This is a genomic window from Bradyrhizobium sp. WYCCWR 12699, from assembly GCF_032144035.1.
In the GTDB taxonomy this organism is placed as follows: domain Bacteria; phylum Pseudomonadota; class Alphaproteobacteria; order Rhizobiales; family Xanthobacteraceae; genus Bradyrhizobium.
Genome location: NZ_JAVTJN010000033.1, coordinates 151,396 through 169,331, shown reverse-complemented (window position 1 = coordinate 169,331; position 17,936 = coordinate 151,396). Strand labels below are relative to the sequence as shown.

Annotated in this window: 20 protein-coding genes; 13 read left to right on the top strand and 7 right to left on the bottom strand. The window is 65.0% G+C overall.

The window, feature by feature from the left end; genetic code table 11:
* Nucleotides 1-152 precede the first annotated feature (152 nt).
* The 6 genes from RPS27_RS20875 to RPS27_RS20850 all read left to right on the top strand — a co-directional run bounded on the left by RPS27_RS20875 (nucleotide 153) and on the right by RPS27_RS20850 (nucleotide 6,512).
* Complete coding sequence (locus RPS27_RS20875; RefSeq protein ID WP_194403863.1) at nucleotides 153-341, top strand: DUF4169 family protein; 189 nt, start codon at nucleotides 153-155, stop codon at nucleotides 339-341.
* Nucleotides 338-589, top strand: a complete 252-nt coding sequence (locus RPS27_RS20870; protein WP_025038043.1) for a ribbon-helix-helix domain-containing protein — start codon at nucleotides 338-340, stop codon at nucleotides 587-589. The genes RPS27_RS20875 and RPS27_RS20870 overlap by 4 nt, the downstream gene beginning before the upstream one ends.
* Nucleotides 590-708: 119 nt before the next feature.
* Nucleotides 709-987, top strand: a complete 279-nt coding sequence (locus tag RPS27_RS20865) for a ferrous iron transport protein A (RefSeq protein WP_194403864.1) — start codon at nucleotides 709-711, stop codon at nucleotides 985-987.
* 73 nt (nucleotides 988-1,060) lie between these two features.
* Complete coding sequence (locus tag RPS27_RS20860; RefSeq protein ID WP_212067638.1) at nucleotides 1,061-2,932, top strand: ferrous iron transporter B; 1,872 nt, start codon at nucleotides 1,061-1,063, stop codon at nucleotides 2,930-2,932.
* Nucleotides 2,933-3,294: 362 nt separating this feature from the next.
* On the top strand, nucleotides 3,295-4,809 hold the full coding sequence (locus tag RPS27_RS20855; protein ID WP_212067639.1) for an ATPase domain-containing protein: 1,515 nt from the start codon (nucleotides 3,295-3,297) through the stop codon (nucleotides 4,807-4,809).
* The gene (locus RPS27_RS20850; protein ID WP_211416344.1) at nucleotides 4,806-6,512 is read left to right on the top strand and encodes an ATP-binding protein; all 1,707 of its coding nucleotides are present in this window, start codon (nucleotides 4,806-4,808) and stop codon (nucleotides 6,510-6,512) included. The genes RPS27_RS20855 and RPS27_RS20850 overlap by 4 nt, the downstream gene beginning before the upstream one ends.
* Nucleotides 6,513-6,554: 42 nt before the next feature.
* Here the strand turns inward: RPS27_RS20850 and RPS27_RS20845 are convergent, their stop codons facing one another.
* From RPS27_RS20845 to RPS27_RS20830, 4 genes are all read right to left on the bottom strand, one after another.
* Nucleotides 6,555-6,797, bottom strand: coding sequence for a hypothetical protein (locus RPS27_RS20845; RefSeq protein WP_211416343.1), 243 nt, complete (start codon nucleotides 6,795-6,797; stop codon nucleotides 6,555-6,557).
* Between the two features lie 31 nt (nucleotides 6,798-6,828).
* Nucleotides 6,829-7,947: a DUF2336 domain-containing protein gene (locus tag RPS27_RS20840; protein WP_212067640.1), complete on the bottom strand. Its 1,119-nt coding sequence runs from the start codon at nucleotides 7,945-7,947 to the stop codon at nucleotides 6,829-6,831.
* Between the two features lie 316 nt (nucleotides 7,948-8,263).
* Nucleotides 8,264-11,890: an AsmA-like C-terminal region-containing protein gene (locus RPS27_RS20835; RefSeq protein ID WP_212067641.1), complete on the bottom strand. Its 3,627-nt coding sequence runs from the start codon at nucleotides 11,888-11,890 to the stop codon at nucleotides 8,264-8,266.
* Between the two features lie 144 nt (nucleotides 11,891-12,034).
* Complete coding sequence (locus RPS27_RS20830; protein ID WP_194403872.1) at nucleotides 12,035-13,267, bottom strand: cytochrome P450; 1,233 nt, start codon at nucleotides 13,265-13,267, stop codon at nucleotides 12,035-12,037.
* 132 nt (nucleotides 13,268-13,399) lie between these two features.
* Here RPS27_RS20830 and RPS27_RS20825 point away from each other — a divergent pair, with 132 nt between their 5' ends.
* Nucleotides 13,400-14,026, top strand: a complete 627-nt coding sequence (locus RPS27_RS20825) for a TetR/AcrR family transcriptional regulator (RefSeq protein ID WP_212067642.1) — start codon at nucleotides 13,400-13,402, stop codon at nucleotides 14,024-14,026.
* Nucleotides 14,027-14,151: 125 nt separating this feature from the next.
* Here the strand turns inward: RPS27_RS20825 and RPS27_RS20820 are convergent, their stop codons facing one another.
* Complete coding sequence (locus RPS27_RS20820) at nucleotides 14,152-14,478, bottom strand: hypothetical protein (protein WP_313754225.1); 327 nt, start codon at nucleotides 14,476-14,478, stop codon at nucleotides 14,152-14,154.
* Between the two features lie 372 nt (nucleotides 14,479-14,850).
* Between RPS27_RS20820 and RPS27_RS20815 the strand changes: the two genes are divergently transcribed.
* The 3 genes from RPS27_RS20815 (at nucleotide 14,851) to RPS27_RS20805 (ending at nucleotide 15,807) form a co-directional block, all read left to right on the top strand.
* Nucleotides 14,851-15,117 carry a hypothetical protein gene (locus RPS27_RS20815; RefSeq protein ID WP_212067643.1) on the top strand — a complete coding sequence of 89 codons (267 nt, stop codon included), beginning with the start codon at nucleotides 14,851-14,853 and terminating at the stop codon, nucleotides 15,115-15,117.
* Nucleotides 15,110-15,406, top strand: coding sequence for a hypothetical protein (locus RPS27_RS20810; protein ID WP_212067644.1), 297 nt, complete (start codon nucleotides 15,110-15,112; stop codon nucleotides 15,404-15,406). The genes RPS27_RS20815 and RPS27_RS20810 overlap by 8 nt, the downstream gene beginning before the upstream one ends.
* Nucleotides 15,407-15,528: 122 nt before the next feature.
* Complete coding sequence (locus RPS27_RS20805) at nucleotides 15,529-15,807, top strand: DUF1488 domain-containing protein (RefSeq protein ID WP_212067645.1); 279 nt, start codon at nucleotides 15,529-15,531, stop codon at nucleotides 15,805-15,807.
* An 87-nt stretch (nucleotides 15,808-15,894) separates the two neighbouring features.
* On the opposite strand, the gene rpsU is transcribed toward RPS27_RS20805, so the two are convergent.
* Nucleotides 15,895-16,170 (bottom strand): 30S ribosomal protein S21, encoded by a 276-nt coding sequence (gene rpsU, locus RPS27_RS20800; RefSeq protein WP_211416613.1) that lies wholly within the window; start codon nucleotides 16,168-16,170, stop codon nucleotides 15,895-15,897.
* Between the two features lie 439 nt (nucleotides 16,171-16,609).
* Here rpsU and RPS27_RS20795 point away from each other — a divergent pair, with 439 nt between their 5' ends.
* The 3 genes from RPS27_RS20795 to RPS27_RS20785 all read left to right on the top strand — a co-directional run bounded on the left by RPS27_RS20795 (nucleotide 16,610) and on the right by RPS27_RS20785 (nucleotide 17,430).
* Nucleotides 16,610-16,819: a cold-shock protein gene (locus RPS27_RS20795; RefSeq protein WP_194408426.1), complete on the top strand. Its 210-nt coding sequence runs from the start codon at nucleotides 16,610-16,612 to the stop codon at nucleotides 16,817-16,819.
* Nucleotides 16,820-16,916: 97 nt separating this feature from the next.
* The gene (locus RPS27_RS20790) at nucleotides 16,917-17,159 is read left to right on the top strand and encodes a transcriptional regulator (RefSeq protein ID WP_211416335.1); all 243 of its coding nucleotides are present in this window, start codon (nucleotides 16,917-16,919) and stop codon (nucleotides 17,157-17,159) included.
* Nucleotides 17,160-17,208: 49 nt separating this feature from the next.
* Entirely contained in the window at nucleotides 17,209-17,430 is a 222-nt protein-coding gene (locus tag RPS27_RS20785) for a hypothetical protein (RefSeq protein ID WP_212067744.1), read from the top strand.
* Between the two features lie 38 nt (nucleotides 17,431-17,468).
* Here RPS27_RS20785 and RPS27_RS20780 read toward each other — a convergent pair whose 3' ends face one another.
* Nucleotides 17,469-17,705 (bottom strand): DUF6894 family protein, encoded by a 237-nt coding sequence (locus RPS27_RS20780; protein WP_211416334.1) that lies wholly within the window; start codon nucleotides 17,703-17,705, stop codon nucleotides 17,469-17,471.
* Between the last annotated feature and the right edge of the window lie 231 nt (nucleotides 17,706-17,936).

Here is a 17,936-nt window from a genome sequence, read left to right as displayed (position 1 = left end):
CCCTCGACGGGGCCAATTTCATCCTTTGATGGCCCAAGGGGCCGATTGACGAGGACGAGCGAATGGCGATCAAGTCATGTGGGGCGCAACGCGGCACCCTGTTACGGAATGTTTCATCCAGCCTGAAGAGGATCGGATGATGGAGACGCGACATGGGGAACGTCATCAACCTGAATCGTTTCAGGAAGCGCGCCGAGCGGCAAGCCTCGGCGAAGCAGGCGGAGGCCAACCGGACGAAGTTCGGGCGCACGAAGGCGGACCGGTCGGCGGAGCAGACGCGCGCGGACAAGGCGAAGGCGCACCTGGATCAGCATCAGATCGATCGCGAGGAGCAGCCATGAAGTCGCCCGTCGTGAAACGGTCGATCGTCGTCGCCGGGCACAAGACAAGCGTTAGCCTGGAAGAGGCGTTCTGGAACGGCATGAAGGAGATCTCCGGCCTGCGCAACATGACGTTGTCCGAGCTGGTCGGCGAGATCGACAACAACCGCCAGCAGGGCAATCTGTCGTCGGCGATCCGTCTGTTCGTCCTGGACTACTTCAAGAGCCGCGCCATGGCCGCCCAGCCGGACAAGGTCCCGGCCCAATAGCCAGCCGTCGGGGGCGCCTTCGAGGGCGCCCCGCCGCCCGCACTTTAAAATCACTCTAAGGTGCGGTTTCAACGAGCGCATTCGCTTGACCTCAATGCCTTGCGTTGAAAATACAGGGCATGACCGACACCAATAATGACACGCGCCCGCATATGCCGCTGGGTCTGGCCCAGCGCGGCTATACCGGCGTCATCCAGCACCTGTCCGCGCGCGAGGCGGGCTCGGCGCTCTCCGACATCGAACTCGAGAGCCGCCTGATCGAGCTCGGCTTCGTCGAGGGCGCCCGGGTCGAGGTCCTGCACGAGGGGCTGGTCGGGCGCGATCCGATCGCCGTGCGGGTCGACAGCATCACGATCGCGGTCCGACGACGCGAGGCCATGGCCGTCATCGTCGCCTAGATGGCGACCGGACGCCTCATCCCAGGCTTTTCGACAAGCCTTTCGCCAAGCCGTTTGCCAGGCCTTTGATCACATGGAATTACCCCTGCTGCATCTCGCCCTGGTCGGCACGCCCAACAGCGGCAAGACGTCGCTGTTCAACGCCCTGACCGGCAGCCGGCAGAAGGTCGCGAACTATCCCGGCGTCACGGTCGAGCGCAAGGAAGGCTTCTTCGTCACCCCCCTGGGACGCCAGGTGTCGGTGGTCGACCTGCCCGGCACCTACTCGCTGCGCGGCCGCAGCCCGGACGAGGAGATCACCCGCGACTTCGTGCTCGGCAAGGCCTCCGGCGAGACCGTGCCCGATCTCGTGCTGTGCGTGGCCGATTCCACCAATCTGCGGCTGACCATCCGCCTGCTGCTCGAGCTCAAGCGCACCGGACGGCCGATGGTGCTCGTGCTCAACATGTTCGACATCGCCGCCCGCCGCGGCATCACCGTCGACGTCGAGCGGCTCGCCAAGGAGCTCGGCCTGCCCGTGGTCACCTCGATCGCGGTGCGCAAGGGCGGCACGGCCGACCTCCTGAAGCTGACCGACGAGATCTCGGCCAAGCTCGCCGCCGAGGCGGAGGCCAACAGCTGGCGTGCGCTCAGCGTCTCCGAACTCCGCGCGACCCAGCGCGAGGCCGACCGCATCATCGCCGACTGCGTCAGCCTGCCTACGAGGCCCGACACCTGGACCGCGCGGATCGACGCGGTCGTACTGCATCCCGTCGGTGGTCTCATCGTGCTGATGCTGATCCTGTTCGTGATGTTCCAGGCGGTGTTCGCCTGGGCGCAGCCGGCCATGGACCTGCTCAAGTCCGGCTTCGACTCGCTCGGGGAGCTGGTGCAGGCCACCCTGCCCGACGGCCTGTTGCAGAGCTTCCTGCAGAACGGCGTGATCTCCGGCGTCGGCAGCGTCATCGTGTTCCTGCCGCAGATCATCCTGATCTTCCTGTTCATCCTGCTGCTGGAAGATTTCGGCTACATGGCGCGCGCCGCGTTCCTGATGGACCGCATCATGGGCGGCGCCGGCCTGCATGGCCGCGCCTTCATTCCGCTGTTGTCGAGCTTTGCCTGCGCCATTCCCGGCATCATGGCGACGCGCGTGATCGACAACAAGCGCGACCGGCTGACCACGATCCTGATCGCGCCGCTGATGACCTGCTCGGCGCGCATTCCGGTCTACACGCTGATCATCTCCGCCTTCATTCCGGCAAAGGACATCTGGGGCTTCATCAACCTCCAGGGTCTCGTGATGTTCGGGCTTTATGCCTGCGGCATCGTCAGCGCGCTGGCCGTTTCGTTCCTGATCAAGTTCTTCATGCTGCGCGACTATGCGCCGGCGCCGTTCATGCTGGAGCTGCCGGACTACAAGATGCCGCGGCTGAAATCGATCGTGATCGGCATCTACACCCGCGCCAAGATGTTCCTGGTGCGCGCGGGCACCACGATCTTCTCGATGATGGTGCTGATCTGGTTCCTGGCCTCGTTCCCGCAGCCGCCGGCGGGCGCGACCGATCCAGCGATCGACTTCAGCCTTGCGGCGATGATCGGCAAGGCGCTCGAGCCGCTGCTCGCCCCGGTCGGCTTCAACTGGCAGATCGCGGTCGCGCTGATCCCGGGCATGGCGGCGCGCGAGGTCGCGGTCGCAGCCCTCGGCACCGTCTACGCGATCGAAGGCGGCAAGGAAGCGGCCGAGCAGATCGGCCAGGTGCTGGCGACGAAATGGTCGCTCGCCACCGCCCTGTCGATGCTGGCCTGGTACATCTTCGCACCGCAATGCGCCTCGACGCTGGCCGTGATCCGGCGCGAGACCGGCAGCTGGACCTGGATGGCCGTGACCTTCACCTACATGCTGGTGCTGGCCTATGCCGCGAGCCTTTTGACGTACAACGTCGCGGTCGCGCTCGGGGCTGGATAGCCCCTCCGAAACTAAAACCGCGAAAACAACCCCATGCACAGTAGGCGGGGTTGTGAAATCAACGACTTAAGTTTGACACGAAGGTCATCCGACCGAAGCTCCGCGCGGTTGCCTCGTCGGGCAAAACGGCGTCGTGGCATTGGCCAGTGAACGTCTCGGTGAGTGGATCGGCCGCACCGACTGAACCTGCCCGTGTTCAATTTTGAACCCAGGCCGAGAGCAGTCCGGCGCGACCCTTGGAAACGGCTCGCCGGGAACCGGGCCGCTGCTAAAGAGTTCCTTCTACGGGCCTACTTTGGTCCCGGTCCCGGCCCATCGATGCTGTGGGCCAGCGCTCTTCCAAGACATGCTGAGGGGGTTCAATGACTGATCCATCAGGGGCTGCTCCGGCCAGTGCCCTCAAGGATTTGCCGAGAATTTCGACAGGCAGCGAGGGTCTGGACGACATCCTCGGCGGCGGCCTGGACCCCAACAGGATGTACCTCTATGAGGGACGGCCGGGGACCGGCAAGACCACGATCGCGCTGCAATTCCTTCTCCGGGGTGTGCGCGACGGTGAGCGTGTGCTCTATATCTCGCTGTCAGAGACACGGCGGGAGCTCGAGCTTGTCGCGCATCGGCACGGCTGGTCTCTGCAAGGCGTCGATATTTTCGAGTTGGTCCCGCCCGAGACGACGCTCGATCCCGACCGGGAGCTCACAGTCTTCCATCCCGCGGAGATGGAGCTCAGCGAAACGACCGGCCTGATCTTCAAAGAGGTCGAGCGGATCAATCCTACCCGCGTCGTGCTCGACAGCCTGTCCGAGCTGCGCCTGCTGGCCCAGAACCCGCTGCGCTACCGGCGCCAAGTGCTGGCCTTGAAGCACTTCTTCACCAACCGCAACTGCACTGTCGTGCTGCTCGACGATCTGTCCTCCTCCCAGGACGATCTGCAGCTGCATTCGATCGCACACGGCGTCGTCATGCTCGAGCAAATGGCTATCGATTACGGCGCGGAGCGGCGCCGGCTTCGCGTGATCAAGATGCGCGGCATTCGATTTCGCGGCGGGTACCACGATTTTACGATCTCGCAAGGTGGCTTGCGGATCTTCCCGAGGCTCGTCGCAGCCGAGCATCACAAGGCGTTCCACGGCGAGTTCGTGTCCAGCGGTAACGCCGAGCTCGATCAACTGCTGGGCGGCGGGCTCGAGCGCGGCACCAACGCGCTTCTCCTCGGCTCTGCCGGTGTCGGCAAGTCCTCCCTCGCGCTGGCCTATGCCATCGCGGCGGCGGAACGCGGCGAGCACGCCGTGTTCTTCGCCTTCGATGAAGGCCGTGGGACGATCGAAGCACGTGCTCGGACACTGGGCCTGCCTCTGCAGGAACATCTGGATTCCGAGAAAATCCGCTTCCAACAAGTCGATCCTGCCGAATTGTCGCCCGGAGAGTTCGCGGCGACGCTGCGCCGGAGCGTCGAGATCGACAACGCCAGGGTTGTCATCATTGACAGCCTGAACGGCTATTTGAACGCGATGCCGGACGAGCGCTTCCTCATCCTGCAAATGCACGAACTCCTCAGCTATTTGGCCCAGCAAGGCGTGCTGACGATTCTGATCCTTGCCCAGCATGGGCTCGTCGGCCCGATGGATACGCCGCTCGATATCAGCTATCTGAGCGATGCAGTGGTGATGCTGCGCTATTTCGAGTTTGGCGGAACGGTGCGGCGCGCGCTCTCCGTCGTCAAGAAGCGCAGCGGCAACCACGAGCACAGCATCCGCGAGTTCCGGCTCGGCGGCACGGGGATCAGGCTCGGTCCGCCTCTGCAGGAGTTCAGCGGCATTTTTTCCGGCAATCCCCGTTATACCGGCACGGTGCTGCCGGAAGGACCGGCTGAATGAGCGCCGACCGGGACAACCGTGTTCTGATATTCGCCCCGATCGGCCGCGACGGACCGGCATCGGCGGAGCTTTTTCGCGGCGCGAGCCTGGAAGCGGTCAATTGCCGAAGTCTGCCCGAACTCGTTGCCGAGATGAAGGGTGGCGTTGGAGCGGTTTTCTTGGCCGAAGAGGGATTGTTCGGCAATGACACGGCGCCGCTCGCACAATGGATCGCGAACCAGCCGCCATGGTCCGACCTGCCTTTTGTCGTCCTCACCAGCCACCGGGAGCAACCGGCTGTCGTTGCATGGCGACGCAGCATCGTCGACCTCCTGCGAAACGTTTCGCTGCTCGAACGTCCGGTGCAGCCGATCACGCTGACCAGCGCGGTTCAATCCGCGATGAGGGCGCGGCGGCGCCAATATGAAATCCGGGCCCTGCTCCAGGCCCGTGAGCAGACCGCTCAGGAGCTCGAGAAGCTGGTGGTCGAGCGGACGCGAGAGCTGGAAGAGGCCAACGAACAGCTTCGCCTCGAAATGAACGAACGCACGCGCGTCGAGGAGACCCTTCGTCAGGCTCAGAAGATCGAAGCCATCGGCCAGCTCACCGGCGGCGTCGCGCACGACTTCAACAACCTGCTGATGGTGATCTCGGGCGGCCTCGACATGCTCGACCGCCAGACCGATCCGAACCGGCGCCGGCGCCTGATGGACGGCATGACCCAGGCCGCTCAGCGTGGCGCCAGCCTGACGAGGCAGCTCCTCGCATTCTCGCGCCGACAGAAGCTTCGGCCGGAGCCCGTCGACGTTGCCGCACAGATCGGCGGCATGCGGGAACTGCTCGATCGCAGCCTGAGGGGGGACGTCCACGTCGAGTTCGATTTCCCGGACTCGCTATGGCCGGTCGAGGTCGATCCCGGGGAGCTCGAACTGGTCGTCCTCAACCTCGCCGTCAACGCCCGCGACGCCATGCCCAACGGCGGGACGATCGTCGTCCGCGGGGAAAATTTGCCCGGCCTGAAAGACGATCCGATATCGGGTGATTATGTCCGCCTCTCCGTCGTCGACACTGGCATCGGCATGGCTCCGGATATCCTGTCGCGCGTATTCGAGCCGTTCTTCACGACCAAGGACGTCGGCAAGGGATCGGGGCTCGGGCTCGCGCAGGTCCATGGATTTGCCACGCAGTCACGGGGCACTGTCCGAATCCAGTCGGAGGTCGGCCGCGGCACCAGCATCGAGCTGTACCTGCCGCGATCGTTCGACGTTCCTTCGAAAGAGCGACATCTCATCGACCTCACACGCATACGGCCGAAGAAGAGCAATCATGGCCGAATCCTCCTGGTCGAAGACGACGACGAGGTTGCCGCCCTCGTGGGCGAGATGCTCGGCCAGCTCGGTTACGAAGTCACGCGTGCCGCCAGCGCCGCCGCTGCGCTCGGCGCCTTGGCTGATGGCCGCTCCGTCGATCTGATCTTTTCGGATATCATGATGCCGGGCGGCATGAACGGGGTCGAGCTCGCCCGGGAGATCAAGAAAAGGCGAAGCGACATCCCGGTGCTGCTGACCAGCGGATACGCCGAAGCTTCGGTCCATGAGGCGCAGCGGGCCGGCATCCAGATCCTGGCGAAACCTTACCACATCGACGAGCTGGCCGCCGCGTTGAGCACAGCAAAGTCGAACCTTCAGCTCGATTCAGAATCGCAACGCTCCGGTTCCTGTTGATCTCGGCCCTGACGGGACGGCCTTTCCGAAGGGCTGGGAGCCTTACCGGAAATATCCCAACACGAGATCGACATCCGCGCTGCGGGCCGCCGTGCCGGTCAGCTCGGCGTCGATGACGCGGCGACAGGCGTCGATCGCGGCATGGTCGCCGAGGTCATTGGCGGCTTCCAGCACGAGCCAGGCCGCGTCCACCGACGCCTTGTCCGGCGCTCCGCCGCCGATCTCGGCGGGGGCGACGCTGGTGAGGTTCTTCTTGCGAACGGCAGTGCCGAATTGAGGCAACATTGCAGATACTCCCCTGTCTTTAGTGTACCTGTCAGTGAACTTGGAGCTCGGGCTGACGGCCCGCGTCGTTACCCGTGCCGGTCTTGCGCGACTGGTAGAACTTCAAGATGCTGCGCGAAGTCTCGATCTTGAGGCGACCGTATTCGCGCTCGTTGTCCTGCAGCTCGCGCGCCGTGATCAGGTGATCCTTGGCGCCGAGGAACAGCAGCGACATCGTGGTATCCCAGGAGAAGTCGAGCGCCTTGCACAACATCAGGATCATCTCGCGGTTACGGTCCATCAGCGCGCGCTCGATCACGTCGACCGGGAGCGAGGAGAGCAGCGACAGGCCGATCTGCACCTCGTCGAAGCGGTGCTGGCGTGCATAATTCGAGATCGAGTCCTGATTGAGATTGCCCTGGCGGTACTGCGTCGTCACCACGCGCTTGGCGACGAAATAGCTGCGCGAGGACGGACCGAACTTGGACTGGAGATCGCCGGTGACTTCGGTCACCGAGCTCTGGATCTGCGCCATCATCTCGGGCCGCTCGGTCTCGAGGCGGCGGCGGACGTCTTCCGAGGCCTTCGAGATCAGCTGCTGGAAGACGTGGCGCGGCACGTCCTTGCGCAGGCCGAGCTGCTCGGCAAGGATCGAATCGCCCTCGGCGCGACGGACCATGTGCAAGAGGCCCGAGCCGGAGAAGCGCGCGCCCTCGTTCTTCGCAACCGACGTCACGACCTCCTGGTTGCCGCGCTTGACCAGCACGTCGGTCACAGCCTCGCCGATCGACTTGCGCTGGGCGATCGCCAGCAGATGCGACTGGCTCTTGGTCAGGGCGCTCTCGATCAGCATCTTCTCGTCGATACGGTTGGAGTCGCGCAGCACGGGACCGGCAACCTCGATCTCGTCGTCGAGCGCGAGCTTTTCGATGACGTTGAAGGGAGCGTGGTCGCAAGCCGACATCAGCTCCGACAGCTGCGCCCGCGCGGCGACCTCGATCTCCTCGGCGAGCCGGCCGATCACCTCGCCGAACGTGCTGATCTCGTCGTCGCTGTAGCGGCCGGTGATCAGAATGTCCGTCGCATGCCACAACGCCTTCGCCCGGCTCTCATCGGTGCCGCGCGCGATCGCGTCGTCCAGATCCTGCAGAAGCGATTTCGCCCCGTTCATCTCGATCACCCCAGTTCTTGGCCGTTCTTTTGCGAACCGTTGCGTCTCAACTGACGCGACGCCGAATTCCTCTGAAGCGACGTTAGAGTTGAAACGCGAGAATTCGGTAAAATCGGCAAATCAGTTTTGCCGGGCAAAATTCATTCAAATGCGAGGGAATGGGTTTACGGACGCACAGACTTGCAGTCGTCCAGAGACCAGAGGCACCGAAAGCCTCTCCTGCGTCATGGCCGGGCTTGTCCCGGCCATCCACGCCTTGCCGCACGACACGAAGAACGTGGATGCTCGGGACAAGCCCGGGCATGACAAGGAAACCTCACGGATTCTGCGGCGTCAGCACCAGCGGCGGCTTCGGCTTTGGTCTTGCGGGCGGCGGACCCGGGGCAGGCCTGACGTCGATGGCTGGCGGCAGCGGCGCGAGCTGCTGGCTGGCAAGCGGCGGGCTCGGCGCGGCGGGGGCGGCCTGCGGGGCCTTCGGCGTCGGCGCCGCCTTTGGCTTCAACGGCGCGCGGCGCGGATCCTGGCCCGGCAGCGGCACATTGGCGGGCGCCTGCTCGGGGGCCGGATCAGGAGACACCAGCGTCGGCAGCGCCGCCGTCGCCGGCGGTGGCTCGCCGCGCTCGATGGCATCCAGCCGGCGCGTCTCGCGGTCGATCGTGCGCACCGCAAGCCAGGAGGACAGCGGCGCAAGATCGATCGTGCGATTGAGCTTGTCGGGAGGCCCCGCCGCGAACAGCTGAATCTCCGGCGGGGCGCCGGAGAGGCCGGTCATGATCGGCGTCAGGCTGGCGCGGATGTCGGCCTGGTCGGCGGGAATGTCGTAGCCGCCGGAAACGATGGCGCGGGCGTTCTTGGCTTCCAGCGGAGTCGCGCCGACGCGCAAGCGTCCATCACGGATCGTGAACGGGATTTGCGCGGAAGCCACGGCGATCGGCGCGGCGGCAAGCGCGGGCTCGACCAGCTGCCGCAAGCGGTTGTCGTCTGAGACCTGGCCGCCGTCGCTGGCGCGGATCGCGATCTCGAAGGCGCGCGGATTGAGGCCGCTGATTTCCGCGGAGTCCAGCGTCACCGTGCCGTTGCCAGCGAGCGCGCCGGTGAGCGCCGCGACGCTGCGGCCCTGGCTGGTCAATGCCATCTGCACTGAGGCGCGCCCCTTCGGCAGCGCCAGATCGCGGTAGCGCAGCGCCGCTGCATCGACATTGCCGAGCTCGATGCGCGCGTTCAGAGCAAGGCCATTGGCACCGTTGCGCGCGTCAAAGCTCGCCGACATCTCGCCGCCGCCAACGCCGCCCTTCAGCGCATCGAGCGCGAGCGACTGGCCGTCGCTGCGGATCGTGCCGCCGAACGGGCGCAGCTCGATGCCGCCGGGCAACGTGCCGCGCAACGCCTGGAAGGCGATCCGGCCGCGCCAGCCGGTGATGAGCCCTCCACCCAGGGGGTCGCTCGCATCGTGTCCGGCTGCGCCGATCGCCATCGCGAGCGCCGGCGCCAGATCGAGCGTATCGAGACCGACTTCGCCGTCGACACTCTTGTCGGAATCCAGCATCACCGCCAGATGGCCGCGCAGATGCGAGCCGGCCGCATTGCCGTCGAGATCGTCGAAGGTCAGGCGATTGCCTGAAAGCCCGACGCGCGAGGACAGGCTGACGTTCTGCGCCGATTTGTCGGTCCGGCTGACGCCGAGCAGCGGCGCCAGATTGACGTTGCGCACACGCAGATTCACGCTGCCTTTCGGCTCCGACAATTCGACACTGCCTTGCGCGTCGGCATCCAGCCCGCCGCCACTGAGCTTTGCACTCACTTGCAACGGCCGCCGCCAGGCACCGGCCAGCTTGCCCTCGAACTGCGAGGCGCCTTCGCCTGCGGCCACCACGCGATCGAGCCCGAGCAGCGCCAGCAGCGCGCCGGCCTGCGGCGTCGACACCTTCGAGTCCAGCGTGAAGTCGCTGCTCTGCAGGCGGTTGAGATCGATGCCGCCGATGGCGGCTGCCGGCATCTGCGCGGCCAGCGTCGCGGTCGCCTTGAGCTGCGGCGCGTCGAGATCGAGCACGGCGCGGGCATTGCTGCGATCGGCATGCTCGGCATTCTTGTCGAGGCTGAGATCGAGCTTGAGGCGCGTCGCGCCGGCCAGCGGCGGAAGAGCATCGAGCCGCGCGCGGACCGAAGGCGCGAACGGCTCGATCAGCGCGGTGAGCTCGCGCAGCGAATTGGCCGAGGATTTCAGCGCGAGCTTGCCGGTGGCCTTGGCGCGGTCGAAGCTGCCGCTCGCCTCGGTGGTGACGCCGCCGGCCTGACCGAAGCGCAGCTGCTCCAGCGACAGCGATGCGGGGCCGTAGGCAAGCTTGGCCGCGAACGGCCGCAGCTCCTGGCCGGCGGAGATCGCGCGGCCGATGTCGAGCGAGAGTTTTGCTTCTTCCGGCCACTCGCCTTGCGGTCCCGCGAGCGCGCGCACGAAGCTTGCGGCCGCGTCGAGGTCGAGACGGTCGGCCTTGAGGTCGGCGTCGATCCGCGAGCCCTTGCTCGCGCCTGACTGCACGAAGGCGATGCGCCCTTCGACGGTGCCGCCTTCGATGTCGGCCTTGAGCTTGTCGACGGCGAGATGATTGGCGGCGACGATGACGTCGCCGGCAAGGCGCAGCGGCCGCGTGCTGCGGCGGTTGATCTCGCTGCGGCCCTGGAGCCAGGCCACCAGCGTATCGGGATCGGAGGATTCGACGCTGAGGCGGCCGCTGAAACTGTCGGCGCCCGGTGTTGCGCCGTTGAGCGAGAGCTGCGTCATGCCGGGCGCGCGCAGCTCGAGCCGCTGGAAGGTCCAGGACCGTCCGTCGGTCTGGAGTTCGGCCGTGATGTTCTGGAGCGGACGGCCGCCGAGCATGATCTGGTCGGAGTTGAACTCGATCTGGGCCGGGATCGGCGCCTGCGGAATCGCGGCGAGGCCTGCGCGCAGCGCCGGCAGGATGCGCAGCGGCTCGGCATCGTCCTTGTCCGTATTCTTGGCTGCGAGCTTGTCGGCATCGACCTGCCGCGCCGACAGCACCGCGCGCAGCAGCGGCGAGGCGCCGAATTTGAGGTCGCCGACGCCGCCGAGCTTCAGCGCGCTGTCTTCGGCGCCGAAGCTCGCGTCGATCTGCTCGAACTTGGCACCGGCCGGCTCCGCCTTCAGCTTGGTCGTGAGCTTCCACGGCGTCGGCCCCGCCTCGCCGGCCTTCTTCGCAGCGGGCACGGCCAGCGTCAGCGCGCCCTCGAATTTCGGCAGGCGATTGTCGAAGGCGAGCACGCCTTCGAGATCGGCGAGGATGGCGCGCTCGCCGGGATCGATGTTGAGGTGGAGACGGGTGGCAGTGCCGTCGGGGCTCGGACCGGACGAGACGCGGAACGGATAGCGCACCCCGTTGGCGGTGAAGCGGCCGTCGCCGCGCACCGAGCCCGCCAGCGAGCGAACGTCGCCGGAGAAGGCGATGTCGTTCAGCTCCAGCGTCGAGCGGCTGGCGGCATCGTGCAGGGCGATGCGGCCGGTGAGATTGAGCCGCTCGATGGCCAGCGAGGCCAGATTGAAGGTGCCGCTCGCGGTGGAGGGCAGATCGACCCGCCCCCGCGCATCGAGGCCCAGATCGACCGCCATGCCGCCCACCGAAAGCTCGGTGGCGCGCCATTCCCCCCGCATCAGGGAGCTGAGGCTGAACTCGACGTCGAGCTTGTCGGCACGCAGCCGGCCGAGATCGTTGTTGCCGCCGAAGGTGACCTGGCGCAGCCGCAGCGTCGGCGCCGGCAACAGCCGCGCGTCGAGCTCCCCCGCGACCCGCACCGGCACGCCGATGATCTTGCCAGCCTCCGCCTCGAACTGGGGCCTGAACTGGTTCCAGTCGACGTAGTAAGGCCCGATCAGCGCGGCCAGCAGCGCAATGATGAAGGCAATCGCCAATCCGAGCAGCGTCGTCTGCACGGGTCTCCCCTCGGCCAAACCGGCAACCGGACCAAACCCTGGCCTTAGCGGACTTCAGGCGTGCCGGAACAGCCCCTTATATAGGGGGAAGTGTGGCGAAGTCACAGCGACTGTTGCGCGCGGAGGTTAATGCCCGGGGGCGCCTCACCAGCTCGCCGGCAGCCGCTTGAGGCCGCGCAGCACGAAGGTCGGCCGCCATTCCGGGTTTTCGACGTCGTCGATACGCAAGTCCGGCAGCCGCCGCAGCAGCGTCGCGATGGCGATCTCGGCCTCGATGCGCGCCAATTGGGCCCCCAGGCAGAAATGGATGCCGCCGCCGAACGACAGCGGCTTCACGTTCGCCCGGGTGACATCGAGCCGGTCCGGCCTGTCAGGGTAGACCGCCGGATCGCGGTTGGCCGAGCCGAGCAGGCACAGCACTGTCTCCCCCCTGGGGATCCGCTTGCCGCCGAGATCCTCGATATCCTCCAGCGCGACGCGGCCGGTCATCTGCACCGAGGAATCGTAGCGCAGAAACTCCTCGATCGCGCCCTCCATCAGCTCGGGCCGCGCCTTGAGCAGCGCGAGCTGGTCCGGATTGCGGTGAAGCGCGAGCAGCCCGTTGCCGATCAAATTGACCGTGGTCTCGTGGCCGGCGCCGAACAACAGGATGATGTTGGCGGTCAGCTCCTCATTGGTGAGCTTGTTGCCGTCCTCCTCGGCCTGCACCAGCTGGGTGGTGAGATCGTCTCCGGGATTCTTGCGGCGCAGCTCGAACAGCTGCTGGAAATACATCTGCGCCATCAGGTTGCCCGCGTTGCCCTTCTGGATCTCCTCGGGCGTGAGGGGCACGGGGTCGAGCAGCCGCCCGCCGTCGCCCGAGTTCTTGTAGAAGACCTCGCGATGGTCCTCGGGGATGCCGAGCATGTCGCAAATGATGGTGACGGGCAGGCGGAAGGCGAAATCCTCGATCAGGTCCATGTGGCCGCGGTCGATCACGGCATCGATCGCCTGGTCGACGACCTGCTGGATGCGGGGCCGCATGTCCTCGACGCGGCGCGCGGTGAAGGCCTTCACGACGAGGCCGCGCAGGCGGGTGTGATCGGGCGGATCGGCCTGCAGCATCCAGTGGCTCATGCTGCGGAACACCGGCTCGTCCATGATCTTGTCGCTGTAGCGGCGCTTGGAGCGCTCGACGAAGTCCTTGCCGAAGCGCTTGTCGCGCATCACCAGGCTGACGTCGGCATGGCGGCTGGTAACGAACTGGCCGAACGGCGTCACATGGACCGGATCGATCCTGCGCAGCCGGTCGTAATGCGGATAGGGATCGCGGATGAAATCCGGCGAGAGCGGGTTGAACAGCGGCGCGCCGCCGGCGCCTTGCACGTGCTCGTTCATGGTGACCTCAAAACGGTTGCCGCATGACACGAATACGCCGAGCGCAGCCGCACTGCCCGGCGTAACCATCCCTCGAAATTATAAACTCGATACATTGTTGTATCGAGTTGCATTCTGCCCTACCCTCGTCCGATGTCAAGGGTGAGAACCAGGCCGACCAGGGACGATACGCGCGACAAATTGTTCGAAGCGGCCGCGCGCGTGTTCGAGGAGGACGGCATCGGCGGCGCCAGCATCGAGGCGATCGCGGCGGCGGCAGGCTTCACCCGCGGCGCGTTCTATTCGAACTTCAAAAGCAAGGACGAGCTGATCATTGCCATGCTCGAGAACCATGTCGAGCAGTCGATCCGGCGCAACATGGACATCCTCGCCGAGCACGACAATCTCGACGATTTCATCGCCGCACTGAAGACGATGGACCGCAGCAAGCAGGATCCGCTCGGCCGCTCGCCGCTGCTGCACATCGAGATGATCCTGTTCGTCGCGCGCGCCGAGAAGCGCCGGCCCGAACTCGCCAAACGTCTGCGCGCGCGGCGCAAGCTGATCGCCGACATCGTCGAGGCCACGTTGAGAAGCAACGGACGCAACACCAATCTGAACCCGCCCTGGATGGCGTCGGTGGTGCTGGCGCTGGAAGACGGCTTTCGCCTGCACCGGCTGATCGATCCCGAGACGACGCCGGCCGACAGTTTTCTGCGTGCGATCACCGATCTCAGGCGCAGGACGGGATTGGCGTCGAGCCAGGGCGAAGCGTCGTAAGGCGCGAGCCGGCTTTGTCTCGCATGCGGCGGCTCGGGCGGTGAGTGCGGCCTTCCAGTCGCTGCGAGCACGAGCCTTGTCGTTAGCGGCGCGCGGCCGGCCCCCGATTCCGCGCTAGCTCGCTCCTATTTTTTCTTTGCAGGTCCGAAATCCGGCTGCCAGGCGGCTTCCTTGCGGCTCGGCGCCGCGGCGATGACCTTGGACTTTTCCTTCTTCGGCTTCTTGGCTTCGCGATTGTTGCGTTGCTGACCCTTTGCCATGCCACTCTCCTCTGTAGGTTCAAGTTCGTCGAATTCATCCGGCTGAAGCACCCGTCCGCGCGGGGTGCATACCCTGACGTCCATGTAGCCTTCGCGCAACAGCTTTCGGGCAAGGCGTAGTGCGACCGTCGCATTGCCGCGGCCGAGATTGGAACTGCCGTATTCGTTGGTCCCGCTGACCAGATACGGCACGCGCGTCGGCCTAGCCATTTAGAAGGGCCGCGGCGCACACCAGAAGCAGAAGAAACAACGGAACGATCACCGGCGGCACGATCCATTCCAAGATCTGAACACGCGACATCGAACGCTCCTGCGAAGCCTTCGGCGGGAGCACACGTGACCCTCAGTCACCGGTCGAAGCCGTTGAGACGTGCGGTGATGGCCGCGACCTTACGCCCGCACAGCAGCGATAGCGAGCGCTAAATGCCTCACGGGCGTCTGTCGCGCTGTGACACTGCCGTTCTCGAGCGCGGTGACGATAGTGCTGGCTATTGCCGCGCCAGGAGCGCATGCTCGCGGGCAGCCGGCACCGGTTGGGGCTTCACTTGCGAAAGGCAGGCGTGCATGACCATCCGCTCGCGGCGAGAAACCGTCACGTTCAGGCATCCGTTCCGCGTGCGCGGCATCGACCGCGTCTTGCCGGCTGGCGCCTATGAGGTCGTCACTGACGAGGAGACGATCGAGGGCCTGACCTTTGCCGCCTATCGCCGCGTCGCCACGATGATCACCGTGCCCGCCGAAGGCGCGGGCGGCATCATGGAGATGCTGCCGATCGGCTCGATCGATCTTGCGAACGCGCAAGCCGCAGATGCGAGCATCGCCAATGACTGATCATACCGTGGATCTCGACAAGCACCGCGGCATGGCCGCACAGAAGGCCACCGACCTGCGCCGCGCGCTGGCGGAGGTCGAAGCCAACACCAGAGAGCTGCGCGAGCGCGAGGCCGATCTCGAGCACCGCATGATGACGGTGCCCGCCGCGTCCTGGCCGGAGGCCGCGGTGAAGGCGCGCCATTTGCTCAATCTCTACGCCGCGAACCTGCCCACCGAGGACACGCGCCACCGCGCGCTGGTGACGGCGCTGCTCGATGATTTCGCCCGGCTGTCGGGGGAGAGCTGAGGCGAACGACCGCCGCCTGCATTCTCAACGCGCTCCATGCGCGGCGGGAACGCAGGCGGCCGGTCACTCGCGGTGATTTGAGGGGCGCGATCGTGCCTGGCGATCACGCAACGGAGCAAACCATGACGTTGACCAGCGGCCGCTTCATCAGCCACGAATACGACCGGATGATCGTCCGGTTCTCGATGCATGACGGCGCCAGGGAGGTTCCCTGCGCCATCTCGACCTCCGCGATGGATGATCTCGAGCGTGGCCCGCAGGTCAGGCCCGAGCAGCGAGAGGCTCAGTTCACCCGCCTGCGCGATCGCATCGAAGCACGCGCGGCGAGCAAATATCACGCGACGGAGTTCGAAGGCACCCCGCCGGGCATCGTGCTGCGTGGCATCGATTTCAGGACATAGGAAACGGCGGCACCGCGACGGCGGATGTGCGGCGGAAGGACCGATATCGTCTCGGTCCCATGATCGCAGCCAACCCCGAGGTCGTCTCTACTCGGCCTTTGCCTTGATCTCCGGCAAGGGCGGCTTGCGTTCAAAGGGCTTCTTTTTCGGCGGCGCGGGCAGCAACCCCTCTCTGATCGCCTGCTTGCGGGCAAGCTTGCGGGCGCGACGAATGGCTTCGGATTTCTCGCGAGTCTTTTTCTCCGACGGCTTTTCATAGGAACGCCGCTGCTTCATTTCGCGGAAGACGCCCTCGCGCTGCATCTTCTTTTTGAGAACACGGAGCGCTTGGTCAACATTGTTGTCTCTGACGAGTACGTGCAATTGATTCTCCCTGCTGGGGGGCTGCAAATGCGACACGTCCTGCAGGGCAGCCCATTGCGCAGGAGTCTCATTGCGATTTTGGAGGACGGTAGCGGCGACATTCGTCGCGGCCTCGGATGAGCTGATCTGCTTGTCACAGCGATGCAGCTTCGTGGCGTGAACGTGACCACTGTCGTACAGCGCTGTCAATCGCTAAGGTCCCTGCTTGCGAGGTCGACGGACGCAAAGCGCCGCGATCGGAGCCGACGACATGCCTCGCAGGAAAACAAATCGGCCCCACTCCTTGCAAAATCGTGAAAACCATATATATTGGCCTGGTTCGATTAGCCGCTGTGCCTTGTTGAATGCGCCCGCGGGCTCCTTTTCCAGAGACATCGACGAAGTTGAAGATAACGCGCGATTGTTGCGCGGAATGCGCTTGCGCGCTTTGGAGAAGAAAATGGCAACAGGTACTGTCAAGTGGTTCAACGGCCAAAAGGGCTTCGGTTTCATTCAGCCAAGCGACGGCAGCAATGATGTGTTCGTTCACATCAGCGCAGTCGAGAGAGCTGGCCTTGCCGGTCTCGCAGAAGGCCAAAAGGTCAACTTCGAGGCCAAGACCGACAAGATGCGAGGCAAAGTCAGCGCCGAGAACCTCTCGCTGGCTTGATATCGTGGCGCCGTTTCACGGATGTACTGAAACGGCCGCCCTACCCGCTCAATCCCAGGATTGAGCGGGTTTAGTCGTTTACGGAGCCGGGTGAACGATGAGCACAAAGAAGACGGCAGAACCATCAGCCGAAAGCGTTGCGCGATCCGATCGGCGGCGTTTGGCCGCTGAAGAGGGCGTGCGGGCCATGGCTGACGCCGAAAGGCAGGCCATCGACGTTCGCAAGAACATGGCGCGGCTCCGAGCTGCGCGCGAGGCCAAGGAGGCGGCTGACGAAGCTGTTCGGCTCGCTTTGCCCCCACCGGCGCTCAAGAAGCGTTCGAAGAAGCCGACGCGGTAATCGTCTTCAAGACGCCGCCGAATTGAGGGGGCCGATCCCATGCCGGAGACTGCAGATCGTGCCTAGAATCAAACCCGACCACGGAACCATCACCTTCTTTCTCGCGTCCGGTGCAACTCGGCAGATGTGCCAGCTCGCCACGACGTTCAACACGCAGAAGCAGGCCTTCAGCTATTTGCAGAGGAATCGAACCGAGTTCGAGCGTATTGCTCGGTCACGGCTTGCTTCAGGCGAGCTCGAAGACGGGATCGTCGTGCTTTCGATGCTTTAGCCAAAGCGCTCGGGCTGTATGGCCGGCTCGCCGCGATCTCAATTGATCGGCTGAACTTTTTCGCAAACGAATATCGCCCTCAACACCGGTCCGCTCGCATCCCGAACATTGACGGCCAAACCGTCGCTGCTGGCGAGTGGCTCGAGCTGTCTGGCGATGTCGGCCAGAGACATCGCGGCCTCGACCTCCGCGGCGCGTTGGCCGGCCAGATCCAGGCCTTCTTCGTCAACGACGAGCGCTTCACCATCCCAGATGTCGAAGTAGAAGTGCGACATCTAACGCGTCCTGTCGGACGGGCTTGGTCGGTCAGCTTCCCTCGCCAACCGTTCAGCCTTCAATCGTTCCCGGTTATCCTTGAAAGCCTGTTCCGCTTTCTCGTAGTCGGTCGCCGGCTTCGCCGCGGCCTGCTTGAAGTGGCTATTCGCCTCATCCTCTGCACGCGATTGGGAATGCCGTTTCATCTTACGTCCTCTATCTCTCTGGCGGCTCGAAGTCCTCCGGTATGG

Coding starts and splice junctions, on each gene's coding strand:
- RPS27_RS20875 (WP_194403863.1), top strand. CDS start 153: ATGGGGAACGTCATCAACCTGAATCGTTTCAGGAAGCGCGCCGAGCGG.
- RPS27_RS20870 (WP_025038043.1), top strand. CDS start 338: ATGAAGTCGCCCGTCGTGAAACGGTCGATCGTCGTCGCCGGGCACAAG.
- RPS27_RS20865 (WP_194403864.1), top strand. CDS start 709: ATGACCGACACCAATAATGACACGCGCCCGCATATGCCGCTGGGTCTG.
- RPS27_RS20860 (WP_212067638.1), top strand. CDS start 1,061: ATGGAATTACCCCTGCTGCATCTCGCCCTGGTCGGCACGCCCAACAGC.
- RPS27_RS20855 (WP_212067639.1), top strand. CDS start 3,295: ATGACTGATCCATCAGGGGCTGCTCCGGCCAGTGCCCTCAAGGATTTG.
- RPS27_RS20850 (WP_211416344.1), top strand. CDS start 4,806: ATGAGCGCCGACCGGGACAACCGTGTTCTGATATTCGCCCCGATCGGC.
- RPS27_RS20845 (WP_211416343.1), bottom strand. CDS start 6,797: ATGTTGCCTCAATTCGGCACTGCCGTTCGCAAGAAGAACCTCACCAGC.
- RPS27_RS20840 (WP_212067640.1), bottom strand. CDS start 7,947: ATGAACGGGGCGAAATCGCTTCTGCAGGATCTGGACGACGCGATCGCG.
- RPS27_RS20830 (WP_194403872.1), bottom strand. CDS start 13,267: ATGAACGAGCACGTGCAAGGCGCCGGCGGCGCGCCGCTGTTCAACCCG.
- RPS27_RS20825 (WP_212067642.1), top strand. CDS start 13,400: ATGTCAAGGGTGAGAACCAGGCCGACCAGGGACGATACGCGCGACAAA.
- RPS27_RS20815 (WP_212067643.1), top strand. CDS start 14,851: ATGACCATCCGCTCGCGGCGAGAAACCGTCACGTTCAGGCATCCGTTC.
- RPS27_RS20810 (WP_212067644.1), top strand. CDS start 15,110: ATGACTGATCATACCGTGGATCTCGACAAGCACCGCGGCATGGCCGCA.
- RPS27_RS20805 (WP_212067645.1), top strand. CDS start 15,529: ATGACGTTGACCAGCGGCCGCTTCATCAGCCACGAATACGACCGGATG.
- RPS27_RS20795 (WP_194408426.1), top strand. CDS start 16,610: ATGGCAACAGGTACTGTCAAGTGGTTCAACGGCCAAAAGGGCTTCGGT.
- RPS27_RS20790 (WP_211416335.1), top strand. CDS start 16,917: ATGAGCACAAAGAAGACGGCAGAACCATCAGCCGAAAGCGTTGCGCGA.
- RPS27_RS20780 (WP_211416334.1), bottom strand. CDS start 17,705: ATGTCGCACTTCTACTTCGACATCTGGGATGGTGAAGCGCTCGTCGTT.